At 41.1% G+C, this 18,359-nt stretch carries 18 protein-coding genes; 16 read left to right on the top strand and 2 right to left on the bottom strand.

Annotated elements, in window-relative coordinates:
* Window positions 1-16: 16 nt before the first annotated feature.
* From mpgS to PH_RS04305, 16 genes are all read left to right on the top strand, one after another.
* Complete coding sequence (mpgS, locus tag PH_RS04380; protein WP_010885017.1) at window positions 17-1,201, top strand: mannosyl-3-phosphoglycerate synthase; 1,185 nt, start codon at window positions 17-19, stop codon at window positions 1,199-1,201.
* Window positions 1,198-1,929, top strand: a complete 732-nt coding sequence (gene mpgP, locus PH_RS04375) for a mannosyl-3-phosphoglycerate phosphatase (RefSeq protein ID WP_010885016.1) — start codon at window positions 1,198-1,200, stop codon at window positions 1,927-1,929. Before mpgS ends, mpgP begins: the two co-directional genes overlap by 4 nt.
* Entirely contained in the window at window positions 1,926-3,320 is a 1,395-nt protein-coding gene (locus PH_RS04370; RefSeq protein ID WP_010885015.1) for a mannose-1-phosphate guanylyltransferase/mannose-6-phosphate isomerase, read from the top strand. Before mpgP ends, PH_RS04370 begins: the two co-directional genes overlap by 4 nt.
* 4 nt (window positions 3,321-3,324) lie before the next feature.
* Entirely contained in the window at window positions 3,325-4,692 is a 1,368-nt protein-coding gene (gene glmM, locus PH_RS04365; protein WP_010885014.1) for a phosphoglucosamine mutase, read from the top strand.
* A gap of 276 nt (window positions 4,693-4,968) precedes the next feature.
* The gene (locus PH_RS04360; protein WP_010885013.1) at window positions 4,969-6,276 is read left to right on the top strand and encodes an ATP-binding protein; all 1,308 of its coding nucleotides are present in this window, start codon (window positions 4,969-4,971) and stop codon (window positions 6,274-6,276) included.
* Between the two features lie 359 nt (window positions 6,277-6,635).
* The gene (csa5, locus tag PH_RS04355) at window positions 6,636-6,959 is read left to right on the top strand and encodes a type I-A CRISPR-associated protein Csa5 (protein ID WP_048053572.1); all 324 of its coding nucleotides are present in this window, start codon (window positions 6,636-6,638) and stop codon (window positions 6,957-6,959) included.
* Window positions 6,959-7,906 carry a type I-A CRISPR-associated protein Cas7/Csa2 gene (gene cas7a / locus PH_RS04350; RefSeq protein ID WP_048053571.1) on the top strand — a complete coding sequence of 316 codons (948 nt, stop codon included), beginning with the start codon at window positions 6,959-6,961 and terminating at the stop codon, window positions 7,904-7,906. Before csa5 ends, cas7a begins: the two co-directional genes overlap by 1 nt.
* Window positions 7,907-7,917: 11 nt before the next feature.
* Window positions 7,918-8,655, top strand: coding sequence for a type I-A CRISPR-associated protein Cas5a (cas5a, locus tag PH_RS04345; protein ID WP_010885010.1), 738 nt, complete (start codon window positions 7,918-7,920; stop codon window positions 8,653-8,655).
* Window positions 8,645-9,844, top strand: coding sequence for a type I-A CRISPR-associated protein Cas8a2/Csx9 (gene cas8a2 / locus PH_RS04340; RefSeq protein WP_048053260.1), 1,200 nt, complete (start codon window positions 8,645-8,647; stop codon window positions 9,842-9,844). Before cas5a ends, cas8a2 begins: the two co-directional genes overlap by 11 nt.
* Window positions 9,841-11,394, top strand: coding sequence for a CRISPR-associated helicase Cas3' (gene cas3 / locus PH_RS04335; protein WP_048053259.1), 1,554 nt, complete (start codon window positions 9,841-9,843; stop codon window positions 11,392-11,394). The genes cas8a2 and cas3 overlap by 4 nt, the downstream gene beginning before the upstream one ends.
* Window positions 11,395-11,435: 41 nt before the next feature.
* Window positions 11,436-12,053 carry a CRISPR-associated endonuclease Cas3'' gene (locus tag PH_RS04330; protein ID WP_231833726.1) on the top strand — a complete coding sequence of 206 codons (618 nt, stop codon included), beginning with the start codon at window positions 11,436-11,438 and terminating at the stop codon, window positions 12,051-12,053.
* Window positions 12,025-12,708 carry a CRISPR-associated CARF protein Csa3 gene (gene csa3 / locus PH_RS04325; protein WP_048053258.1) on the top strand — a complete coding sequence of 228 codons (684 nt, stop codon included), beginning with the start codon at window positions 12,025-12,027 and terminating at the stop codon, window positions 12,706-12,708. The genes PH_RS04330 and csa3 overlap by 29 nt, the downstream gene beginning before the upstream one ends.
* A 91-nt stretch (window positions 12,709-12,799) precedes the next feature.
* Window positions 12,800-13,252 (top strand): PadR family transcriptional regulator, encoded by a 453-nt coding sequence (locus PH_RS04320; protein ID WP_048053257.1) that lies wholly within the window; start codon window positions 12,800-12,802, stop codon window positions 13,250-13,252.
* 1 nt (window position 13,253) lies between these two features.
* Complete coding sequence (locus PH_RS04315; RefSeq protein WP_048053256.1) at window positions 13,254-14,219, top strand: ATP-binding cassette domain-containing protein; 966 nt, start codon at window positions 13,254-13,256, stop codon at window positions 14,217-14,219.
* A complete protein-coding gene (locus tag PH_RS04310) occupies window positions 14,216-14,980 on the top strand; it encodes an ABC transporter permease (protein ID WP_048053255.1) in 765 nt (254 codons plus the stop codon). Before PH_RS04315 ends, PH_RS04310 begins: the two co-directional genes overlap by 4 nt.
* Complete coding sequence (locus tag PH_RS04305; RefSeq protein WP_010885002.1) at window positions 14,977-15,393, top strand: PIN domain-containing protein; 417 nt, start codon at window positions 14,977-14,979, stop codon at window positions 15,391-15,393. The genes PH_RS04310 and PH_RS04305 overlap by 4 nt, the downstream gene beginning before the upstream one ends.
* A 623-nt stretch (window positions 15,394-16,016) precedes the next feature.
* Here PH_RS04305 and PH_RS04295 read toward each other — a convergent pair.
* The gene (locus PH_RS04295; RefSeq protein WP_010884999.1) at window positions 16,017-16,241 is read right to left on the bottom strand and encodes an AbrB/MazE/SpoVT family DNA-binding domain-containing protein; all 225 of its coding nucleotides are present in this window, start codon (window positions 16,239-16,241) and stop codon (window positions 16,017-16,019) included.
* 7 nt (window positions 16,242-16,248) lie between these two features.
* The gene (locus PH_RS04290) at window positions 16,249-18,219 is read right to left on the bottom strand and encodes an IGHMBP2 family helicase (protein ID WP_010884998.1); all 1,971 of its coding nucleotides are present in this window, start codon (window positions 18,217-18,219) and stop codon (window positions 16,249-16,251) included.
* Window positions 18,220-18,359: the final 140 nt, after the last annotated feature.

The raw sequence follows: 18,359 nt of genomic DNA, 5'->3' as shown, positions 1-18,359 counted from the left end.
AGATCAGGTGAAGTGAATGCTTCTAGAAGCTCCCGTTTATAAGGAAATATTTGGCGCAGTAACGATTCACGAGGTTCAGAAGGTAATAAAGATGGATACAGAGACGGAGGAAGTCCCGATATACACGATAAGTAACATCCCCAGGGAGAAAATATACGATCTACTTGGAAAGATGGCCGTTATAGTTCCAATGAAAAATGAAAAGTTGCATCTCGTTGATGGTGTTTTAAAAGCGATACCCCATAAGTGTCCAATTATAATAGTCTCAAATAGTAAGAGGGAAGGGCCAAATAGGTATAAACTAGAGGTCGATTTAATTAGGCATTTTTACAATCTAACTCATTCAAAAATAATAATGATACATCAGAAGGATCCTGGACTTGCTAAAGCGTTCAAGGAGGTAGGATATACGGATATTCTGGACGAGAATGGCATGATAAGGAGTGGAAAGGGGGAAGGGATGTTAGTAGGGCTTCTACTGGCCAAAGCCATTGGAGCAGAATACGTAGGCTTCGTTGATGCTGATAATTACATCCCCGGGGCCGTTAATGAGTACGTGAAGGACTACGCAGCAGGCTTCCTTATGAGCGAAAGCGAATATACAATGGTCAGGTTACACTGGAGGCATAAACCTAAGGTAACGAAGGGAACCCTATACTTTAAGAAGTGGGGAAGAGTAAGTGAGATAACGAATCACTACCTGAACTTGCTTGTAAGTGAGCACACGGCGTTTGAAACTACCATAATGGTCACGGGGAATGCAGGAGAGCATGCAATGACCATGAAGCTTGCTGAAATATTACCGTTCTCGACTGGATACTCTATAGAACCCTATGAAATAGTTTACATTCTTGAAAGATTTGGAAAGTGGGAAAACGTTGAAGAGTTTAAGGATGTCTTCGACCAGGGGATTGAAATTTTCCAGATAGAAACCCTTAATCCTCATTTCCATGAGGATAAGGGAAAAGAGCACGTAAAGGAGATGCTATTGCTAAGTTTGGCAACGATCTATCACTCGAAGCTTGCAACCGATAATCTTAGGAAAAGGATTCTGAAAGATCTAAGAGATCACGGAATTCTCGGGGAGAATGAGGAGCCTCCTAAGCCCCTTGTGATGAGGCCAATAAAGGAGATTCCAATAAAAGAGTGGATGGATATAGTTGAGGGTAACTCAGAAACGTTACTGAGGTTTGAGCTATGATTAGGTTAATATTCCTGGATATAGATAAGACTTTAATTCCAGGGTACGAACCGGATCCAGCTAAACCAATAATAGAAGAGCTAAAAGATATGGGATTTGAGATAATCTTTAACTCTTCAAAAACAAGGGCCGAGCAGGAATACTATAGGAAGGAATTAGAGGTTGAAACCCCATTTATATCGGAGAACGGGAGTGCTATATTTATTCCAAAGGGATATTTTCCATTCGACGTTAAGGGAAAAGAAGTGGGGAATTACATAGTTATTGAACTTGGAATTAGGGTTGAAAAAATTAGAGAAGAATTGAAAAAGCTTGAAAATATCTACGGACTCAAGTACTATGGTAATTCAACAAAAGAGGAGATAGAGAAGTTTACAGGTATGCCACCAGAATTAGTCCCACTAGCCATGGAGAGGGAATACAGTGAGACTATCTTTGAATGGTCCAGAGATGGTTGGGAAGAAGTATTAGTCGAGGGAGGATTCAAGGTCACCATGGGGAGCAGGTTCTATACCGTTCATGGGAATAGCGACAAAGGGAAAGCGGCTAAGATTTTGTTAGATTTTTATAAAAGGCTTGGACAAATTGAGAGTTATGCTGTCGGGGATAGCTATAATGACTTCCCAATGTTTGAAGTTGTTGACAAGGCCTTCATAGTTGGAAGTTTGAAGCATAAAAAAGCTCAAAACGTATCCTCGATAATAGATGTTTTGGAGGTGATCAAATGAAGGCTTTGATTCTAGCTGGGGGAAAGGGAACGAGGCTCTGGCCCCTAAGCAGGGAAGCGATGCCTAAGCAATTCATTAAGGTTTTCTCTGACAGGTCTTTATTTCAAAAAACTGTTGAAAGGGCTTTAATATTTTCAAAACCCAAGGAAATATTCGTAGTTACAAACAAGGAATATAGATTTAGAGTCCTGGATGATTTAAATGAGCTGGGGCTTAAAGTCCCAGAAGAGAATATTTTGCTCGAGCCGGTAGGTAAGAATACGTTACCGGCAATATACTGGGGGCTTAAGGTTATAAACGATAACTACGGGGATTCCGTGGTTGCGGTTCTACCCAGCGATCATGCAATTGAAGTCAACGAGAGTTATATGGAAGCTTTCAAGAAGGCCGAAAAGCTTGCTGAGAAGTATTTAGTAACGTTTGGGATAAAGCCCACGAAACCCCATACGGGGTATGGATATATAAAACCTGGGGAGAAAATTGAAGTAGAGGGGAAAGTTCTTGGCTATCTTGTTGACGAGTTCAAGGAAAAACCTGACTTAGAAACCGCTAGGAAGTACGTTGAAAACGGCTATTACTGGAATAGTGGAATGTTCATGTTCAAAGTTTCCGTCTTCATGGAGGAGGCCAGAAAGCATTCCCCGGATGTAGTAAAAGCTTTTGAGGAAGGAAAGAGCATCGAGGAGATCTATGAGCTCGCCCCAGAGATAAGTGTTGATTATGGGATAATGGAGAAGACCAATAAAGCAGCGGTAGTCCCTTTGAATACATATTGGAACGATCTAGGTAGCTTTGATGCTGTTTACGAGGCCTTAGAAAAAGATGAAAACGGAAATGCAGTTCATGTTACAGGATTTAAAGCTAAGTACATAAACGTTGATTCCAGGAATAACCTGGTACTAACGGAGAGGCTAACCGCTACAGTTGGAGTTGAGGATCTCGTGATAATTGACACTGGAGACGCCCTCTTGGTTGCAAAGAGGGGAGAAACTCAGAAGGTTAAAGAGGTTTACAAGAAGCTGAAGGAGGAAAACGACGAGAGGGCAATAGTCCATAGAACAGCGTATAGGCCCTGGGGGAGCTACACCGTTTTAGAGGAGGGTGAAAGGTACAAGATAAAGAGGTTAACAGTCCTTCCCGGAAAAAGGTTGAGCTTACAGATCCATTATCACAGGAGCGAGCACTGGGTTGTTGTTAGGGGAACTGCTAAGGTAAAAGTTGGGGACAAGGAGTTCATCCTAAGGCCAGGAGAAAGCACCTTCATACCAGCCGGAGTTCCTCACAGACTCGAAAACCCAGGAAAAGTGATTCTCGAAGTTATAGAAACCCAAATAGGCGAATACCTTGGAGAAGACGACATAGTAAGGCTTCAAGACGATTACGGGAGGTGAAAGCATGGGAAAGCTCTTTGGTACCTTTGGCGTTAGAGGGATAGCCAACGAGAAGATAACGCCGGAATTTGCAATGAAGATAGGAATGGCCTTTGGAACCCTACTCAAAAGGGAGGGAAGGAAAAAGCCACTTGTAGTTGTCGGGAGGGATACAAGGGTTAGTGGAGAAATGCTGAAAGAGGCTTTAATAAGCGGCCTCCTAAGCGTTGGCTGTGACGTGATAGATGTAGGCATAGCACCAACCCCAGCGGTGCAGTGGGCGACCAAGCACTTCAATGCCGATGGTGGTGCGGTAATAACCGCAAGCCACAACCCACCGGAGTACAATGGAATAAAGCTCTTGGAGCCCAATGGAATGGGTCTTAAGAAAGAGAGGGAGGCTATTGTTGAGGAACTATTCTTTAAGGAAGATTTCGACAGGGCCAAGTGGTACGAGATAGGTGAGGTTAGAAGGGAGGATATAATAAAGCCCTACATAGAAGCGATAAAGAGCAAGGTTGACGTTGAAGCTATAAAGAAGAGAAAACCCTTCGTAGTTGTAGACACTTCCAATGGGGCCGGATCACTAACCCTACCTTACCTGCTAAGGGAACTCGGATGTAAGGTAATTACCGTAAACGCTCAGCCCGATGGATACTTCCCTGCAAGAAATCCGGAACCTAACGAAGAGAACCTCAAGGAATTTATGGAGATAGTCAAGGCCTTAGGTGCGGATTTCGGAGTTGCCCAGGATGGGGATGCAGATAGGGCAGTATTCATAGATGAAAACGGAAGATTCATCCAGGGAGATAAGACGTTTGCACTTGTTGCGGATGCGGTACTTAAGGAGAAGGGTGGAGGGCTACTAGTCACAACCGTGGCAACTTCTAACCTGTTGGATGACATTGCAAAGAAGCATGGGGCCAAGGTCATGAGAACTAAAGTTGGCGATTTAATTGTAGCTAGGGCCCTCTATGAGAACAACGGAACAATAGGTGGGGAGGAGAACGGGGGAGTAATATTTCCAGAGCATGTGCTGGGAAGAGATGGAGCGATGACCGTAGCTAAGGTTGTTGAAATATTCGCTAAGAGCGGTAAGAAGTTCAGCGAGCTTATAGATGAGCTACCTAAGTACTACCAAATAAAGACCAAGAGGCACGTTGAGGGAGATAGACATGCGATAGTCAATAAAGTGGCAGAAATGGCAAGAGAGAGGGGATACACGGTTGACACAACGGATGGAGCTAAGATAATATTTGAGGATGGATGGGTTCTGGTTAGGGCGAGTGGAACGGAACCTATAATAAGGATATTTAGCGAAGCAAAGAGCAAAGAGAAAGCCCAGGAGTATTTAAACCTGGGAATTGAGCTGCTTGAGAAAGCACTTTCATGACTCTACTCTTTTTCCTTTTCAAAAATTAAATTTAAGAGCTACCATTTTAGGTATCCAGAAGGTGAGCTTACTATTTATCCTAGGATTTCCTTCAAGCAAAGACTACGCATCTCCAGTATACCCTATACAAAACCCTGGGACACTGTTCGATTTTCCTTATGTAATATCCACCACCCTCCTTAACCTCCCCCAACAACTTTTACCATAAGAAAGTCCGACCCATTGGTAATATCATTACCAAAATATTTTTAAATATTTGGTAATCCAAATATCAACATGATTGAACATTTTAATCCATGGTGGAAAGGAAGGGAGGGAATAGAGGAGGATGAAGACTACAGGAAGTGGATAGGAAGTGAAGTTAGATGGGTGCCTGAGGTTATAAAGAAAATATCCCTAGAACCTTTTTCTCTCAATATAATATTTGGCCCCAGACAGGTTGGAAAAACTACCCTATTGAAGCTCATAGTAAAGAAACTCCTCGATGAAGGGAAAAATCCAAGGTCGATTTTTTATCTCCGATGTGACTATATAAGCGATTATAAGGAGCTTATGAATGTTATTGATGAGTACCTTGAAATTAAAGAGACCGAGGGAATAAAATCATCATACATATTACTTGACGAAGTCACGTTCCCAAAGGAGTGGTTTAGAGCAATAAAGCTTTACATTGATATGGGAAAATTCAGGAACGATGTTCTCATTTTAACTGGTTCAACAAGCATGTACACAAAAGGAGAAGTCGAAACATTTCCTGGGAGAAGAGGAAAAGGGAAGGATGCAGTAATGCTCCCATTGACGTTTAGGGAGTTTATTAAGATAGCATCCCCAAAGTTACATTCAGTTCTCCCCAGGATAAACAGTCTAAACAAAGTTGAGGAGTGTTTAAAGGCTATACCTTTCATTGAGGAACTTAATAGTCTTTTCAAACTTTACCTCATTAGTGGGGGATTTCCCAGGGCCGTGAAAGACCTGCTAAAGCATAATAAGGTTTCGGAGGAAACTTATGAAACCTACATTTCTTGGATGAGGGGAGACATACTAAAGCTTGGAAAAAGCGAAGAGGTTGCACGAAGAATAATGAAAACCATAATCAAAAAGCTCCCCTCTCCAGTGAGTTGGCATGGAATTGCAAAGGAGATAGATATAGGATCTCACAAAACGGTATTTAGCTATATCGAACTTTTCGAGAGGATGTTTCTCATAAGGGTTCTTCCATACATAGATCCGGATAAATTGGAAGCGGATTTTAAGAGGGAGAAAAAGGTGCACCTTATAGACCCTTTTCTGTACCACTTAGTCTCTAGATGGACTTTAACGGAGGAGCCGAGTGAAGATAAGATAGTTGAGAGTGTGGTGGCAACTCATGTGGCAAGGAGATATGAAGTAGGGTATTGGCGCGATGGAAGGGAGATCGATGTTGTGACTAGAGAAGGGGTAGGGATAGAGGTTAAGTGGAGCGACAACGTTAAAGTTTCCCCAGTTAAGGTTGGGAAGATAAGGAAAGTAATAACATTATCCAAGTCAAAGTTCTCTAGAGATCCTTTAGTAATACCAGTCTCGGTATTCCTTTCCTGCATTTAGCAAAGCAGGCATAGAAAATTATTAAAACTAAAAACAAATTACCCTTTATTTTTCGCTTATGCAAAGAAAACAAATGCTGGAAATCATAATGTTAGGGGATGAAGTTCGTGACCTTCCCAAAATGTTTAGATATTATTGAACAAGAACTTAGAATGTTAGTAAATCAAATTAACAAATAACAAAAATAAAATATAATAGACGTTTTCAGAAGGTTATATTAGAAGTATGTTCAATTTTTTCTAAACATTTACTATGTCCTTATCAAACAATTTTTAACGTTAAATTTTTGAACATTATTAGGTACATTATATGATGAGGTGATCCTTGTGGTAGAGACCGAATATGAAGGTATTGTAAAAATGCTAAGGTTTTTTGTTCAGATGAAGAACTTTAGTTACGTCGATAGAATTGGAAATGCCCTAAATCCAGAAACTGTAGAGGTAGCACTTTTTGAAACTATAAGAGCATTTAGATCCGTCAGGGAAAGTGCTTCTATAGATAAAGAAGGAAGGAGATATGTGGAAAAGGATGGGAATAAAATCCTTGTCCCAGGCATTCCTCGCGATGAAGAAGTAGAAAAGTTTCTAGAAGATGTCCGATCAAACATAGGAGTAGCTAAACTTGTGGCAACGCTTGCTCTCGCGTATCCCTCTAAGAGAGAAAACTCTGGAGGTGAAGAATGATGTTTTTAAGTGTTGGTATTAGATTCGAAGCCAACGTTGAGGCCCTCAACATGGTTGAAACGGCTGGAAACTACACAAAACATAGGCGTGTTCCATACTTAATTGAAGAGAATGGGAAGCTAAAAACGGTCTATGTTCCAGCTATAAGCGGTGAAAGTCTAGCCCATGCATATCAGGAGCATCTCGTTAATGAAGCTCTCTCTGCAGGCCTACCAGTATGCGACGACTGTCGGAGGGGAGAATTTTACAAGTCAATGAACAAGATTCACCTTGAGAAAAAAGTTTCTCCAATCCCAGACGATCCTAAGGAGATAGAGGAGGCAATTGTGAAGGCTTGTGTTGTTGAAGATGTTGGTGGCTTCCTTTATGCTGAAAAGCCACCAGTTAGGAGAAGCTCAGCCTTCCAGGTAAGCTATGCCCTTCCAGTCAAGTCAGTTGCTCTCTTCGCAACCTCTGAGCCCCAACTCCATGCTAGACATGCACAGATTGATGCATCGAGCAAGAAGGGCAACGTTTCCGAGCAGATGATATACTATGTCGAAACTGGAACCGCTCTATATGGATTCATATTCAATCTTGATCTTGACGCAGTGGGCATAAGTGCGATAACATCGAAACCGATACTAGATGATAACGAAATAAAGAAGAGAAGAGAGGTCTCACTAAAGGCACTCTTCAGAATGCTCTCCTCTAGTCAGTTCGGAGCTAAGCTCTCCCGCTTCTTCCCAGTTGGTGGCATAACGGAACTTATTGTTACAGTGACAGAACATCCTTTCGTTGTAACCTCACCAATCTACGACGACTATATAGAGAGAACCAAGAGGAGATTAAATATTCTTAAAAACTTTGGAGAAGAAATCTTCATCACTATTGCAAAAGAAGACAGAGTAGCCGAAGAGGCTCTGAAGGAGGCGATTGACTACCTCAACGAAAAGGGAGTCTTCTGAGGTGATCTTCTTTGCCTTTATTTTTAAAAGTTCAAATGAAACCAAGCGGGATAATAGCTCTTCGCGCTCTTCCCCAAAGCAAGATGCGTATTGCTCTTCGCTACATCCCACCAACCGCATTAATAGGTGCAATAGCATATCCTCTGCTTCATCTTACAGGGGACAGAGGAGAAACTATATATGAGAAGAAAACATTTAGAAGTAAGGCAGAGTCAATAGCAAGTCTATTTAAATGGGTTACAATCAAAATGGGAGGAAGACCTAAGCTCTATGGATCTTTATTAAAAATCAACACTATCTACCGTGGAAAGGTTCAAAGTGCAGTGACGTCTTTCCCTTTCGCAGTTCTATATGGAGAATTTGACTACATCTTAACAGCAGCTTATCTTATTGATGATGATAAATTAGCGGAAAGTACATATAGTTCAAAAGATTTGACAAGGGCTGCATGGGGAATAACAAGGATCGGTTCAAGGGAATCAATAGTTAGCGTCGAAGATGTTAAGATAGGGAGGACAAAAATCGAATATACTGAAGAAGCAAAAACTGCATACGCTTTTCCATTTGGAAAAGATGTTAAAATTGAAGGAAGGGGAACTTTTCAAGCAGTTGTTGACTGGCGCTCTGGAATTGGAGATTATTCTAACGCCAGACGCATAGTAATGTTTTACCCAGATGGGATAGTTGAAGTCAAGGGGAAACTTTCAGTTGCAAAGCTTGATGGGGAGGTGATTGTTCTTGCTTCTTGAGGCACTCTCAAGGTATCCCCATGAAGGCTTAACAAGGGAACTTCTAGCATTAGGCATGTCATGGGTTGTAATGGAAGCAGGCTTAGAACCTGATAAAGAGGAGCTAATTGAGGCTCTAGAAGGAGCGTTAAACTCTCTAGAGAGTAGAACCAGGATTAATACATCAAAAATAGGACGAAATGATAGAAATTCTTTTAATGATGTCTTGCAAGCTTGGTTTAATAGAAGTACTCCTGAAACCTATGGAGAGCTTTTTGAACTTGTAATTAGAGAGACGATAAAACTCCTTAAAGAGGATAAAATAGATCCAAGTGCCTCATTATCTACCATAAAAACTGACAAAAATGGAACATACCTTGGAGTAGTGTATAAGGAAAAACAAGCTATTTTGCCTGCAATACTCAAACAGCCAGAATACTATGAATATCAAAGTAGCTTTCTAAAACCAACAACAGCTCGAAAAGCTCAGATACGTATGGATCCTCTGTGGTTTTCTTTCATGGCCCTTGGATTCTTTACGAGTTTCGCAGGGTTCATTAGTGGAAAGTACTATCTAATAACAAAACCAGGAATTGAAGGCTTCTGGCCATACGAGGTTGAAGACATTATTGAGCATGGTATCCTACCATTAACGAGCGCTGGAGCATCAGGAAGAATATCTCTGACCACTGAAGAGCTATATGAAATGAAATTGGCAATGAAGCTCGCTGAGGAGGAAAAGAATATTATCGATGAAGTTTATCCTGTAACTCTACACGTGATAAGCCTTGAAGGACAATCCTACACGGAACTTAAAACCATTCAACTAAACCTAATCGAACTAAACAATTACATAACGGAATATGTGAAGAAAATCAGGGCTAGTAAGGTGGGATCCATGTCCCTTCTTGTAGAACTCAAAGAAGGAGGTGCTACTGTAAAAAAATATCCTCTTTGGGCTCTTGTGGATATCGCAGAAAAAGAAGTCTGGAAAGGAGTTAAGGGAGATGAAGAGATGCTAGCTTATATCTTTGTAAAAGACTTGTATCGGGCTATTAATAGCGGAAAGAAGGATATAATTCAAGACTCAATTTTTAGACTGTTCCGACAGGGCAGGGCACTTTTAGAGGGAAGCAGCAGAGGGAGTGGGGAGTTCCGGAAGGTCATGAGAACATTTATGTGGGAGGAACACTTGGGGGTGCTCCTTTGAGAGCTTTTGAGGATGCACTCCAAAAGCTTGCAAAGGCAAAGGGATTTAAACCAGAGAGAAGGCCCCTACTTGAGGGGGCTTTTCATTTTATCACATCTTCAGAAAAACCGCCATTTTTAATTCTTCAAGCCCCTACAGGTTATGGAAAAACACTCCTAAGCTATGCTTTAGCAGTGCACTCTCTTTATGATGCTAAACTATTTGATAGAATCATTCATGTCCTTCCAATGAGATCGATAATAGAGGACATTCAGAAAACAGCAGAAGAGGCATTTGGATTTTCTAGAACTAAAATGATGGGTTCGAGCGGAGAATTTCTCCATCTTTTTCCCCTTAATATAACTACTGCGGACACTTTTACCTGGGACCTTCTAAAGCTCAACACAAAGAGGAGGCATAGAATTAAAGCGGGTAAAGAGTTTGGATATGATTATTTAACGCAAGCTTCAATATTAACATCGCTTGTTATCTTTGATGAAGCTCACTTCCTTCTTGAGGACAAGTCAATGGTAACTGCATTTTTGTCTGTTATTGAGTTTCTAACTTCTCAGAAAGTTCCCATTGTTATCATGACTGCTACCTTATCGGAAGCTCATAAGAAAATTTTCAAGAAGTATGCGAATAAAAATAATTACAACTTTAAAGTTTTGGATCCTGAAAATGATGATCCATTTATTAAGAGAGAACTAAAAAAAGACATTAAAATCGAATTTAATCGCGGAGACCCTCTAAACTTTATTGAGCCTGGGAGAAGAAACGCGATTATAGTAAATTCCGTCAAAAGAGCTGTTGAAATATTTGATAGAGCTAAAAATATATGGCCAGAAAGAGATAGAGTCATGCTAATTCATGGTAGAATGACTTCAAGCCATAAACGAGATCTCATTAACTGCTTAAGAAAGTGGCAGAAAGAAGGAGATTTCCTTCTTATAGGAACACAGGCAGTTGAAGCTGGTATTGACTTTTCAGTTGATTTAATGATAACCGACAGGGCTCCGATAAATTCACTCATTCAACGGTTTGGAAGAGTAGCTCGATATAAGAACGAAAAAGAAGGAGAGATCATTATTCTTGAAGATGCCCCCTATGGTCCTTATCCGGAGGATAAAGTTGAAAAGACGTTAGATCTAATGAAGAGAGGCCAGATCTTACCAAGAATTCCAGAAACATATCAGACAATAGTTACGGAAGTCCATAGGTCTATTACAAAAAATGTTAACAGAGAGCTTAAAGGAGAGTTAGTTCGACTCATGAAAGATCCAAGTAAGAGGGCCCCTGATGTTTTAAGTGCTGTAGAAAGCCTAACTGTTAGGGGAATTTCAATTATGAGAGATTTTTTAATTCCACTTCTAGTAGAGGACGATATGGTGTTAATAACTCCCCGTAAATTGCTGGAACTTTATTCTAAGGAGCTTGTGGAAATTAAAGGTTTTAATAAGGAGATAAAAAGTTTAGAAGATGCATACAAGGTGGCAAAATCTGTGGCACTTGGAGAGAACATTGAAATAATCTTCATAGGAAATTATGACTGGGAGCGTGGAATTCCATGAGCGTATGTACATTTTTTGAGAACAAAGTATGCGTAGAAACAATGGAGGATCACATAAGGAAAGGTCTTGAAATTATTGAGGGACTATATCTGCGAAGGGGCTATGGCCACTTTCTTTCCAAAATTTTGAATATCGATGTTAAACTTGCAGAAGAACTCTTAAAAAAGGCCTACATATTCCATGATATTGGAAAGTGTCTTGAAGAGTTCCAACAAAGGCGGGAAAAGTTCAGGTTTCACGAGGTATACTCTGCTTTAGTAGCGAGAGAAGTCTTTAAGAAATATGGAGATATAGGTGGTGTAGTTTCTGTTGCGATACTTCTCCATCATCACAATTGGATAAGAGAAAAAAGTCCCAAAAGGCCAAGAAACCTTAAGCTTTGTAACGAATGTCTTTCCATAATCAAGAAACTTTCTGGAGAAAAGATACCAGAAGAAATCCCATGGAGAAATTGGATCGAATTCACAGAAGAAGCTGAAGAGATCATGAGAACAAATCTAAGGGGTGTGTACTCTATTTTACTTCCACTAGTCGTTGCTGACAACTATGCTGCAGCGGTGAATAGAGGTGGAAAGAAGAGTGCCCTTGGAAAGGAAATTTTCGAAGTTCTAAAAGTTAGGGGGTGGAAGGTTGCTAGTAGTTTTTCCAGTAGGTTTTGATGAAAAATTTATTATCAGGGCTTTAGTAAGAAAAAGAGAGGGTGTAAATGGTCTTGAACCCAAAGATAAGCTCCTGATGATAGTTCCAGAAGATTACCAAAGAGAGCAGAGAACACTTAATGCAATAGACTCTATAAAAAATATTGCATCTCCAATAATTGGAGAAAAGAATATTATAATTTTAGAAGTTCCCCTTAATGGTGAGGAGATGGTAACTAGAATATCCCATGCTATAACGGAAAATATCACAGACGATCGTCTCATCTTGGCAGTTCTTTCAGGTGGTATGAGGCCATTTATTGTATCCACGCTCTTAGCACTTCTGACAATTAGAGATGTCAGAGTTATCATAGAAAGTGACTTCGAAAACCTTTCAGGATACATCTCCTTAGAATTAGGAACATTCCTAGCCCCATCCAAAAGGAGATGGGCAAAGATAATTTGTGGGCTTCTCGAAGGGAAAAGTGTGAGGAGAATATCTGAAGAGCTTGGACTCTCTCCAGCAACAATCAGCTATGAGCTGAAAGAAATGGTAAAATATAACCTTGTTAAGCCTGAAAAACCTAATGAGAGAACTCCCAAGTACCTGGTAACAAAAGCTGGAAAGATATACATGAGACTTCAAAGGGAAAAATGTCATAAAGAAGATCCCTAAAGAGAGAAGTTTATGCTTTTAACTAATAGCAACCAGTAGACAATAAAAACACTTATAAACTGATATATCAATTGATATATCAGGTGATAATTTGGAAAAGCCCAAGTTTAAGGGGCACCTAAAGCTCCTAATACTGAAGCTCCTGGAAGAAAACCCCCTGCACGGATATGGCATTATGTCAGAACTGGAGAAGACCTTTGGTATAAAGGTAAGCCCAGGTGCAATCTATCCAATCCTATCATCTCTAAGAAAGAGTGGATTAATTGAAGTGGCAAGAGAAGGAAAGAGGGAAAAGAAGCTCTATAGAATAACGGAAAAAGGAGAAGAATACCTTAAAAAACACGAAGACGAAGTTGAAGAAGCTTTGGAGATTGCAAATAAGCTTAAAGAATTCTCGGAACTTGGAGGTAGGGAAGTTGCGCAGGTTCTAAGGGAAGTCATTGAGAACATTGACAAGCTTTCCGAAGAGCAGAAAACCGCTTTAGCGAGGGAATTTTCTGAGTTCGTTAAGAGGATCAAGATAATCCTCCTGGGGGGTGAATAAGGTGGAGGCTATAATAGTGGAGAACCTCGTTAAAAAGTATGGAGACTTTGAAGCTGTAAGGGGGATATCCTTTAAGGTAAGACGGGGTGAAATATTCGCTTTCCTGGGACCAAATGGAGCTGGAAAAACGACGACAGTTCATATGTTAACCACGCTACTGAAGCCCACTTCGGGAAGAGCAATAGTAGCTGGGCACGATGTTGTTAAAGAATCCAGGGAAGTTAGAAAGAAGATAGGAGTTGTTTTTCAAGATCCAAGCGTTGACCGAGAACTAACGGCCTGGGAAAATATGTACATTCATGGGAGGATCTACGGGCTTAAAGGACAAGAACTGAAAAAGAAGATTGAAGAGTTGTTAAAATTCGTTGAACTCTGGGAGTTTAAGGATAGGCAGGTAAAATACTTCTCTGGAGGTATGCAAAGGAGGCTGGAGATAGCGAGGGCTTTAATCCATGAGCCGGAAGTCCTCTTTTTGGATGAACCTACAATAGGGCTCGATCCCCAGACAAGGGCCCATATTTGGGAGTACATCAAGACGATGAAGGAAGAGCATGACATGACGATATTCCTAACCACTCACTACATGGATGAAGCTGAGCAACTTGCAGACAGGATAGCAATCATAGACCATGGAAAGATAATTGCTGAGGGTACGGCTGAGGAGCTGAAGAAGTTGGTAGGTAATGATATAATCTACGTTAAGTTTGAGAAACCGACGTGCATACAAGCCGAGTTCATAAGGGGATGTAAGGTTCTCAACAACGGAAGGGTTGCCCTAGAAGTTAAGAACGCAGCAGAAGCTTTACCCCTGGTCTTTGAAAAAGCTAGGGAGATGGAACTCAAGATTTTAGAAGTTACTTATCACCGTCCAACGTTAAACGATGTGTTCTTGCACTTAACTGGTAGAGAAATAAGGGATGAAGCTTCTGAAAAGCCAACAATGCCAATAAGGAGGTGGAGGAGATGAATGTCTTCTTAACGATGATTTACCGTGAGCTTAAGAGGTTCATAAGGTCACCTTCTAGAATAATAGGGAGCATTCTAAATCCCTTACTTTGGCTGATCTTTTTCGGAAAGGGATGGAGCGGGGTGTTCAACTTTCCCATGGCCACGAGGATATTCGGCGGAGTTGACTACATGACTTACCTAGTCCCGGGAGTCGTTGTAATGACGGTATTTGATATGAGCTTCTTGCAAGGATTAACGATAATATGGGATAAGCAGTTTGGTTTCATGAAGGAAATTCTAGTGGCCCCTGCAAGCAGAGTTGAGAGCATCCTGGGAAGGATAACGGGAGGAGCAATAGTTGCAATGATCCAGGGATTTATAATGGTAGCATTAAGCTTTATTGTAGCGAATCTAAAAGTTTCCGGGGTAATACCAACGCTCATCCTGGCCTTCTTCGTAGGCGTAGCAATAGCGGGCTTGGGTGTTGCAGTAGCCCTTAAGATGAGTAGCATGGAGGGGTTCCAGATAATAGTGATGATGCTAATGCTCCCAATGATGTTCCTCAGCGGTGCATTCTACCCAGTAAGGACTATGCCAAACTGGATGCAGTGGCTAGCAAAGATAAACCCCTTAACGTATGCAGTTGATGGGGCTAGGTACTATCTTGCAGGGGTAACTCCAACTTTTGGGATTATGCAGGATTGGATAGTCTTAATACTCCTAGCTTTAGTGTTCGCTGGATTTGCAGGATTGGAGTTTAGAAAGGCCTATCTTTCATGATTTTTGTTTATTTTTCTCTTCGTGACGAGAAGGCAAAGGCATTAGTGAAGTCATTGATTGAAAGGAGCTTCACTTTAGTCATAAACCCTGTCGTTTTCTCTGAAACGGCTTATAAAGTTATGTTCACCTTAGCCCTTCGAGATGGATTGAAGGGCGTTTATGATCTCAGAAAGCATTTAGATAGATATGCTTGGGTTTATGGAAAAGTCAAAAAATCGATTGAACTGCTGATAAAGAATGAACTTTTGAGGATAGTCGAAGTCAACGCAGAAATTGGGGAGAAATACGCTCTTTTAACCAATGATGCTATAATAGTTGCCACTTGCAAATATTACGAAATTCAGAAAATAGCCACTTTTGATGAAGACTTTAAGAAAGTTGATTTTATCGAAATTATCGATTCATCATTATAACTTCTTCCTTTTCTTAGAAGGTTCCATTTGTTATGTTGAAGGCTCTCGCAGAATATTGGACTACTTAAAGGGACTTATGCCTATAAATTATGAAAACAATGAGTTTTTAGTTACAAATCAAGTTGAAGTGCCTAGAGAAGGACTGGAAAGAAGAATGCAGGCAGATTAAACGCTATGAAAAAGAGATGCCCAAGCTTTTCAAGTACGTTTAGTTCGTTGGTGATAAGGTTGTTCCATGGCTTTCAGTTCATGATATCATGCGAAATATTGAGAGAAGCTGGAAAATGCTTTTTAGGGGATCTCCTCATCTGTCCCTATAGCAAGACTTCAACACCCAACTTCCTTGCAAGTTTTTGGTTTTTGATCAAAAGTTGCTAGATTCTACTGAACTCATATCATTAAACTGTGGCAAAGAGAGGTTTTTCCTTTCGAGAAGGTCAACTTAGATCTGATATATTCAGAGAGCATTATCTTGGCATCTCTACTTGAAAATCCTTGACTCCTAAAAAACCACACGTACTCCTGAAGTACTGTGGGAGGAATGTACCATCTATCAAGAGAATCCAAAAGAGATCTAGCCTTTTTGTGAAACTCAGAATCGATAAATGTATCATAAATTAACACTATATGCATTCTTTCATCCCTTCCACTATTGCTTTCTCAATTTCTTCGGGAGTTAACTTTTTACCCAACTTGAGTGTTTTTCTTTCTTTTTTGAGCCTTTCTATAATAATTTTCCCATCTTCGAGCTTAACCTCGAGTAGTTCACCTTCTTTAATTCCAAGGGCCTTTCTAATTTCCGCGGGAATTGTTATTCGATAATTTCGAGTAACCTTCGTTATTGGCATGCTACACTCACCTAATGCCATCCTTCGTTAGCACAACATATAACCCCTTCTCCCTCACGTGCTCTATCAACCTCTTGTAAGTTTCGTGAGATGAAAGCGTTGAGGAATCACCAATCATGATAAGCTTCCTCTTAGCCCTGGTTAAGGACACGTTTAGCCTCCTCAAGTCCTTGAGAAAGCCGATCTCTCCCACCTTGTTAGAGCGAACAAATGATAGAATTATCACTTCCTTTTCCCTTCCCTGGTAGCCATCTACTGTCTTGACTTCAACCTCCTCGGGAACGTTCAAGCTTATCAAGTCCCTCTGGTCATCGTAAGGGGTAATTACTCCTATCATTTCCGCTTTAACTCCACTTTCTAAGAGCTTTTCTACGATTTTACTCACTATCTTAGCCTCTAATGGATTCTCCCTGCTTTCGCTTCCCCTCCTCTGCCTTTCAAACCTATTGTCGAGCATGCAAGTATCTATGAATACGAGGACGTTGCTTGGATCTAGGATATCCCTCCATATTCCGGTGGCGTTAACTTTAATTCCGAGGTCTCCCAGGGTTATGTTTTTCACCCTTTCATCGGCAACTATCCTTCCATCGTAAAACTCCTTGCTCGGAAACTCCATTATCCTCTCGTTCATCCTATATTGAATTGTTAGCATTTCGCTCTTCCACGGATACCTCTCAATTAAACCTTCGAAAAGCGTGTGAGAGAGCTCCTGGGCTTCCAAGCTTAAGATAGTAGGGGGAAGTTGCTTGTGATCTCCAGCAAGTATAAACCTATCAACCTTATTCAAGGGAATTAATATGCTCGGTATCGTTGCCTGAGTTGCCTCATCTATTATCGCAACATCGTAATCGGTAGCATCAACGACTTCAAGGGCCGCGGAAGAGTTAGTTGTTAAAATTACATCAGCTTCCCTAATTATATCCCTCGCAATTCTCTCCTCAAGCTTCCTAGCATCCTCAAAGGCCTTCTGAACCTGCCTGTTTAGTTTTATCCACTCGGCCATCTCCTTTATTAGCCTGGCCGAGAGTCCTCTGATCCCTCTCCTCCTCTCCGCTAGCTTAATTATCTCAGCATCACTTAATCCTCTCCTGAACTTTGGGGTCGGCTTTGTATAAGTATCCCTCTTCTCGGCCAAGCTCTGCCCTATCACCCTTAGCTCCCTAAGCTCGCCGTAGAGCTCGTGCTGGGTAATGAGGTAAGCTAAGGTTGTCTCGTGTAAATGCCTCGAAACCCTACTTGGGTGCCCCACCCTGACTATCTTGACTCCATCTTTAGCTAATCTTTCAACTAGGTTATCCACGGCCACGTTGCTCTCGGCTGTAGCTAGAACTTTGTTCCCCCTCTTCACTTCCTGCCTAATTAGCTCAACTAAAGTCCTTGTCTTCCCGGTTCCAAACGGGCCATGGATTAGGAAGAAGTCTTCACTACCTAAACCCTTAGCTATCGCTTTCCTTTGAGAGGAGTTTAGGCTCTTGTCAAATGGTTCAAAGCTAACTTCCTCCCCTTGGGAAGGCTCATCTAAACCAAGGTAAAACTCCAAAGCCCTTTTCCCAGCCTTCTTAACCCTGTCGAGGTTTTCGAGCCATCTCCTGAAGGTTATGTCGTTGGCGTAAAGATCAATTCTCACATCCCTAAGGGCCCACTCTGGGACTGTTTCTAAGGCAACAACGATGAACCTCTTCCCCTTCTCAACAACGGTTCCCAGGAGATCGCTCTTCAACGGATCTCTCTTGCTTATAACCACCAAATCCCCAACGCTGATCTCGGTCTTTATCTCCCTATTCCTCCCGTACTTAACCAAGAAGTAGCCGAGCTCCTCTCCAGCGATTTTACCGTTCAAGTTGAGAATTGCTCTACCTAGCCTTTCCCTCTCCACTCCGCTGAGCCTTTTCATCTCTAACCTCATAGCCTCTATTTCAGCTTCCTTCTCGATTTCAACTAACTCCTTAAGCCTGTTTATGAAGCTCTTTATGTTCATCAAAATCGGCTCGAAATGTTCAATTCAAAAAGTTTTGGTATAAGGTTGTTAGTACTCATCCGACACTATAACAATTCACCAGATAAAAGTTTTAAATTGTAAAATGTGAAGTTAATGTGTCTTAACACTCCAAAGAATAA

The organism is Pyrococcus horikoshii OT3, from assembly GCF_000011105.1.
GTDB lineage: Archaea > Methanobacteriota_B > Thermococci > Thermococcales > Thermococcaceae > Pyrococcus > Pyrococcus horikoshii.
Note: the sequence above shows the minus strand (reverse complement) of the source record. Positions and strands in the feature narration are given on the sequence as shown.

Bases quoted from the DNA above. Each gene is read 5' to 3' on its own strand.
- mpgS (WP_010885017.1), top strand. From the start codon at position 17: ATGCTTCTAGAAGCTCCCGTTTATAAGGAAATATTTGGCGCAGTAACG.
- mpgP (WP_010885016.1), top strand. From the start codon at position 1,198: ATGATTAGGTTAATATTCCTGGATATAGATAAGACTTTAATTCCAGGG.
- PH_RS04370 (WP_010885015.1), top strand. From the start codon at position 1,926: ATGAAGGCTTTGATTCTAGCTGGGGGAAAGGGAACGAGGCTCTGGCCC.
- glmM (WP_010885014.1), top strand. From the start codon at position 3,325: ATGGGAAAGCTCTTTGGTACCTTTGGCGTTAGAGGGATAGCCAACGAG.
- PH_RS04360 (WP_010885013.1), top strand. From the start codon at position 4,969: ATGATTGAACATTTTAATCCATGGTGGAAAGGAAGGGAGGGAATAGAG.
- csa5 (WP_048053572.1), top strand. From the start codon at position 6,636: ATGCTAAGGTTTTTTGTTCAGATGAAGAACTTTAGTTACGTCGATAGA.
- cas7a (WP_048053571.1), top strand. From the start codon at position 6,959: ATGTTTTTAAGTGTTGGTATTAGATTCGAAGCCAACGTTGAGGCCCTC.
- PH_RS04330 (WP_231833726.1), top strand. From the start codon at position 11,436: ATGGAGGATCACATAAGGAAAGGTCTTGAAATTATTGAGGGACTATAT.
- PH_RS04310 (WP_048053255.1), top strand. From the start codon at position 14,216: ATGAATGTCTTCTTAACGATGATTTACCGTGAGCTTAAGAGGTTCATA.
- PH_RS04305 (WP_010885002.1), top strand. From the start codon at position 14,977: ATGATTTTTGTTTATTTTTCTCTTCGTGACGAGAAGGCAAAGGCATTA.
- PH_RS04295 (WP_010884999.1), bottom strand. From the start codon at position 16,241: ATGCCAATAACGAAGGTTACTCGAAATTATCGAATAACAATTCCCGCG.
- PH_RS04290 (WP_010884998.1), bottom strand. From the start codon at position 18,219: ATGAACATAAAGAGCTTCATAAACAGGCTTAAGGAGTTAGTTGAAATC.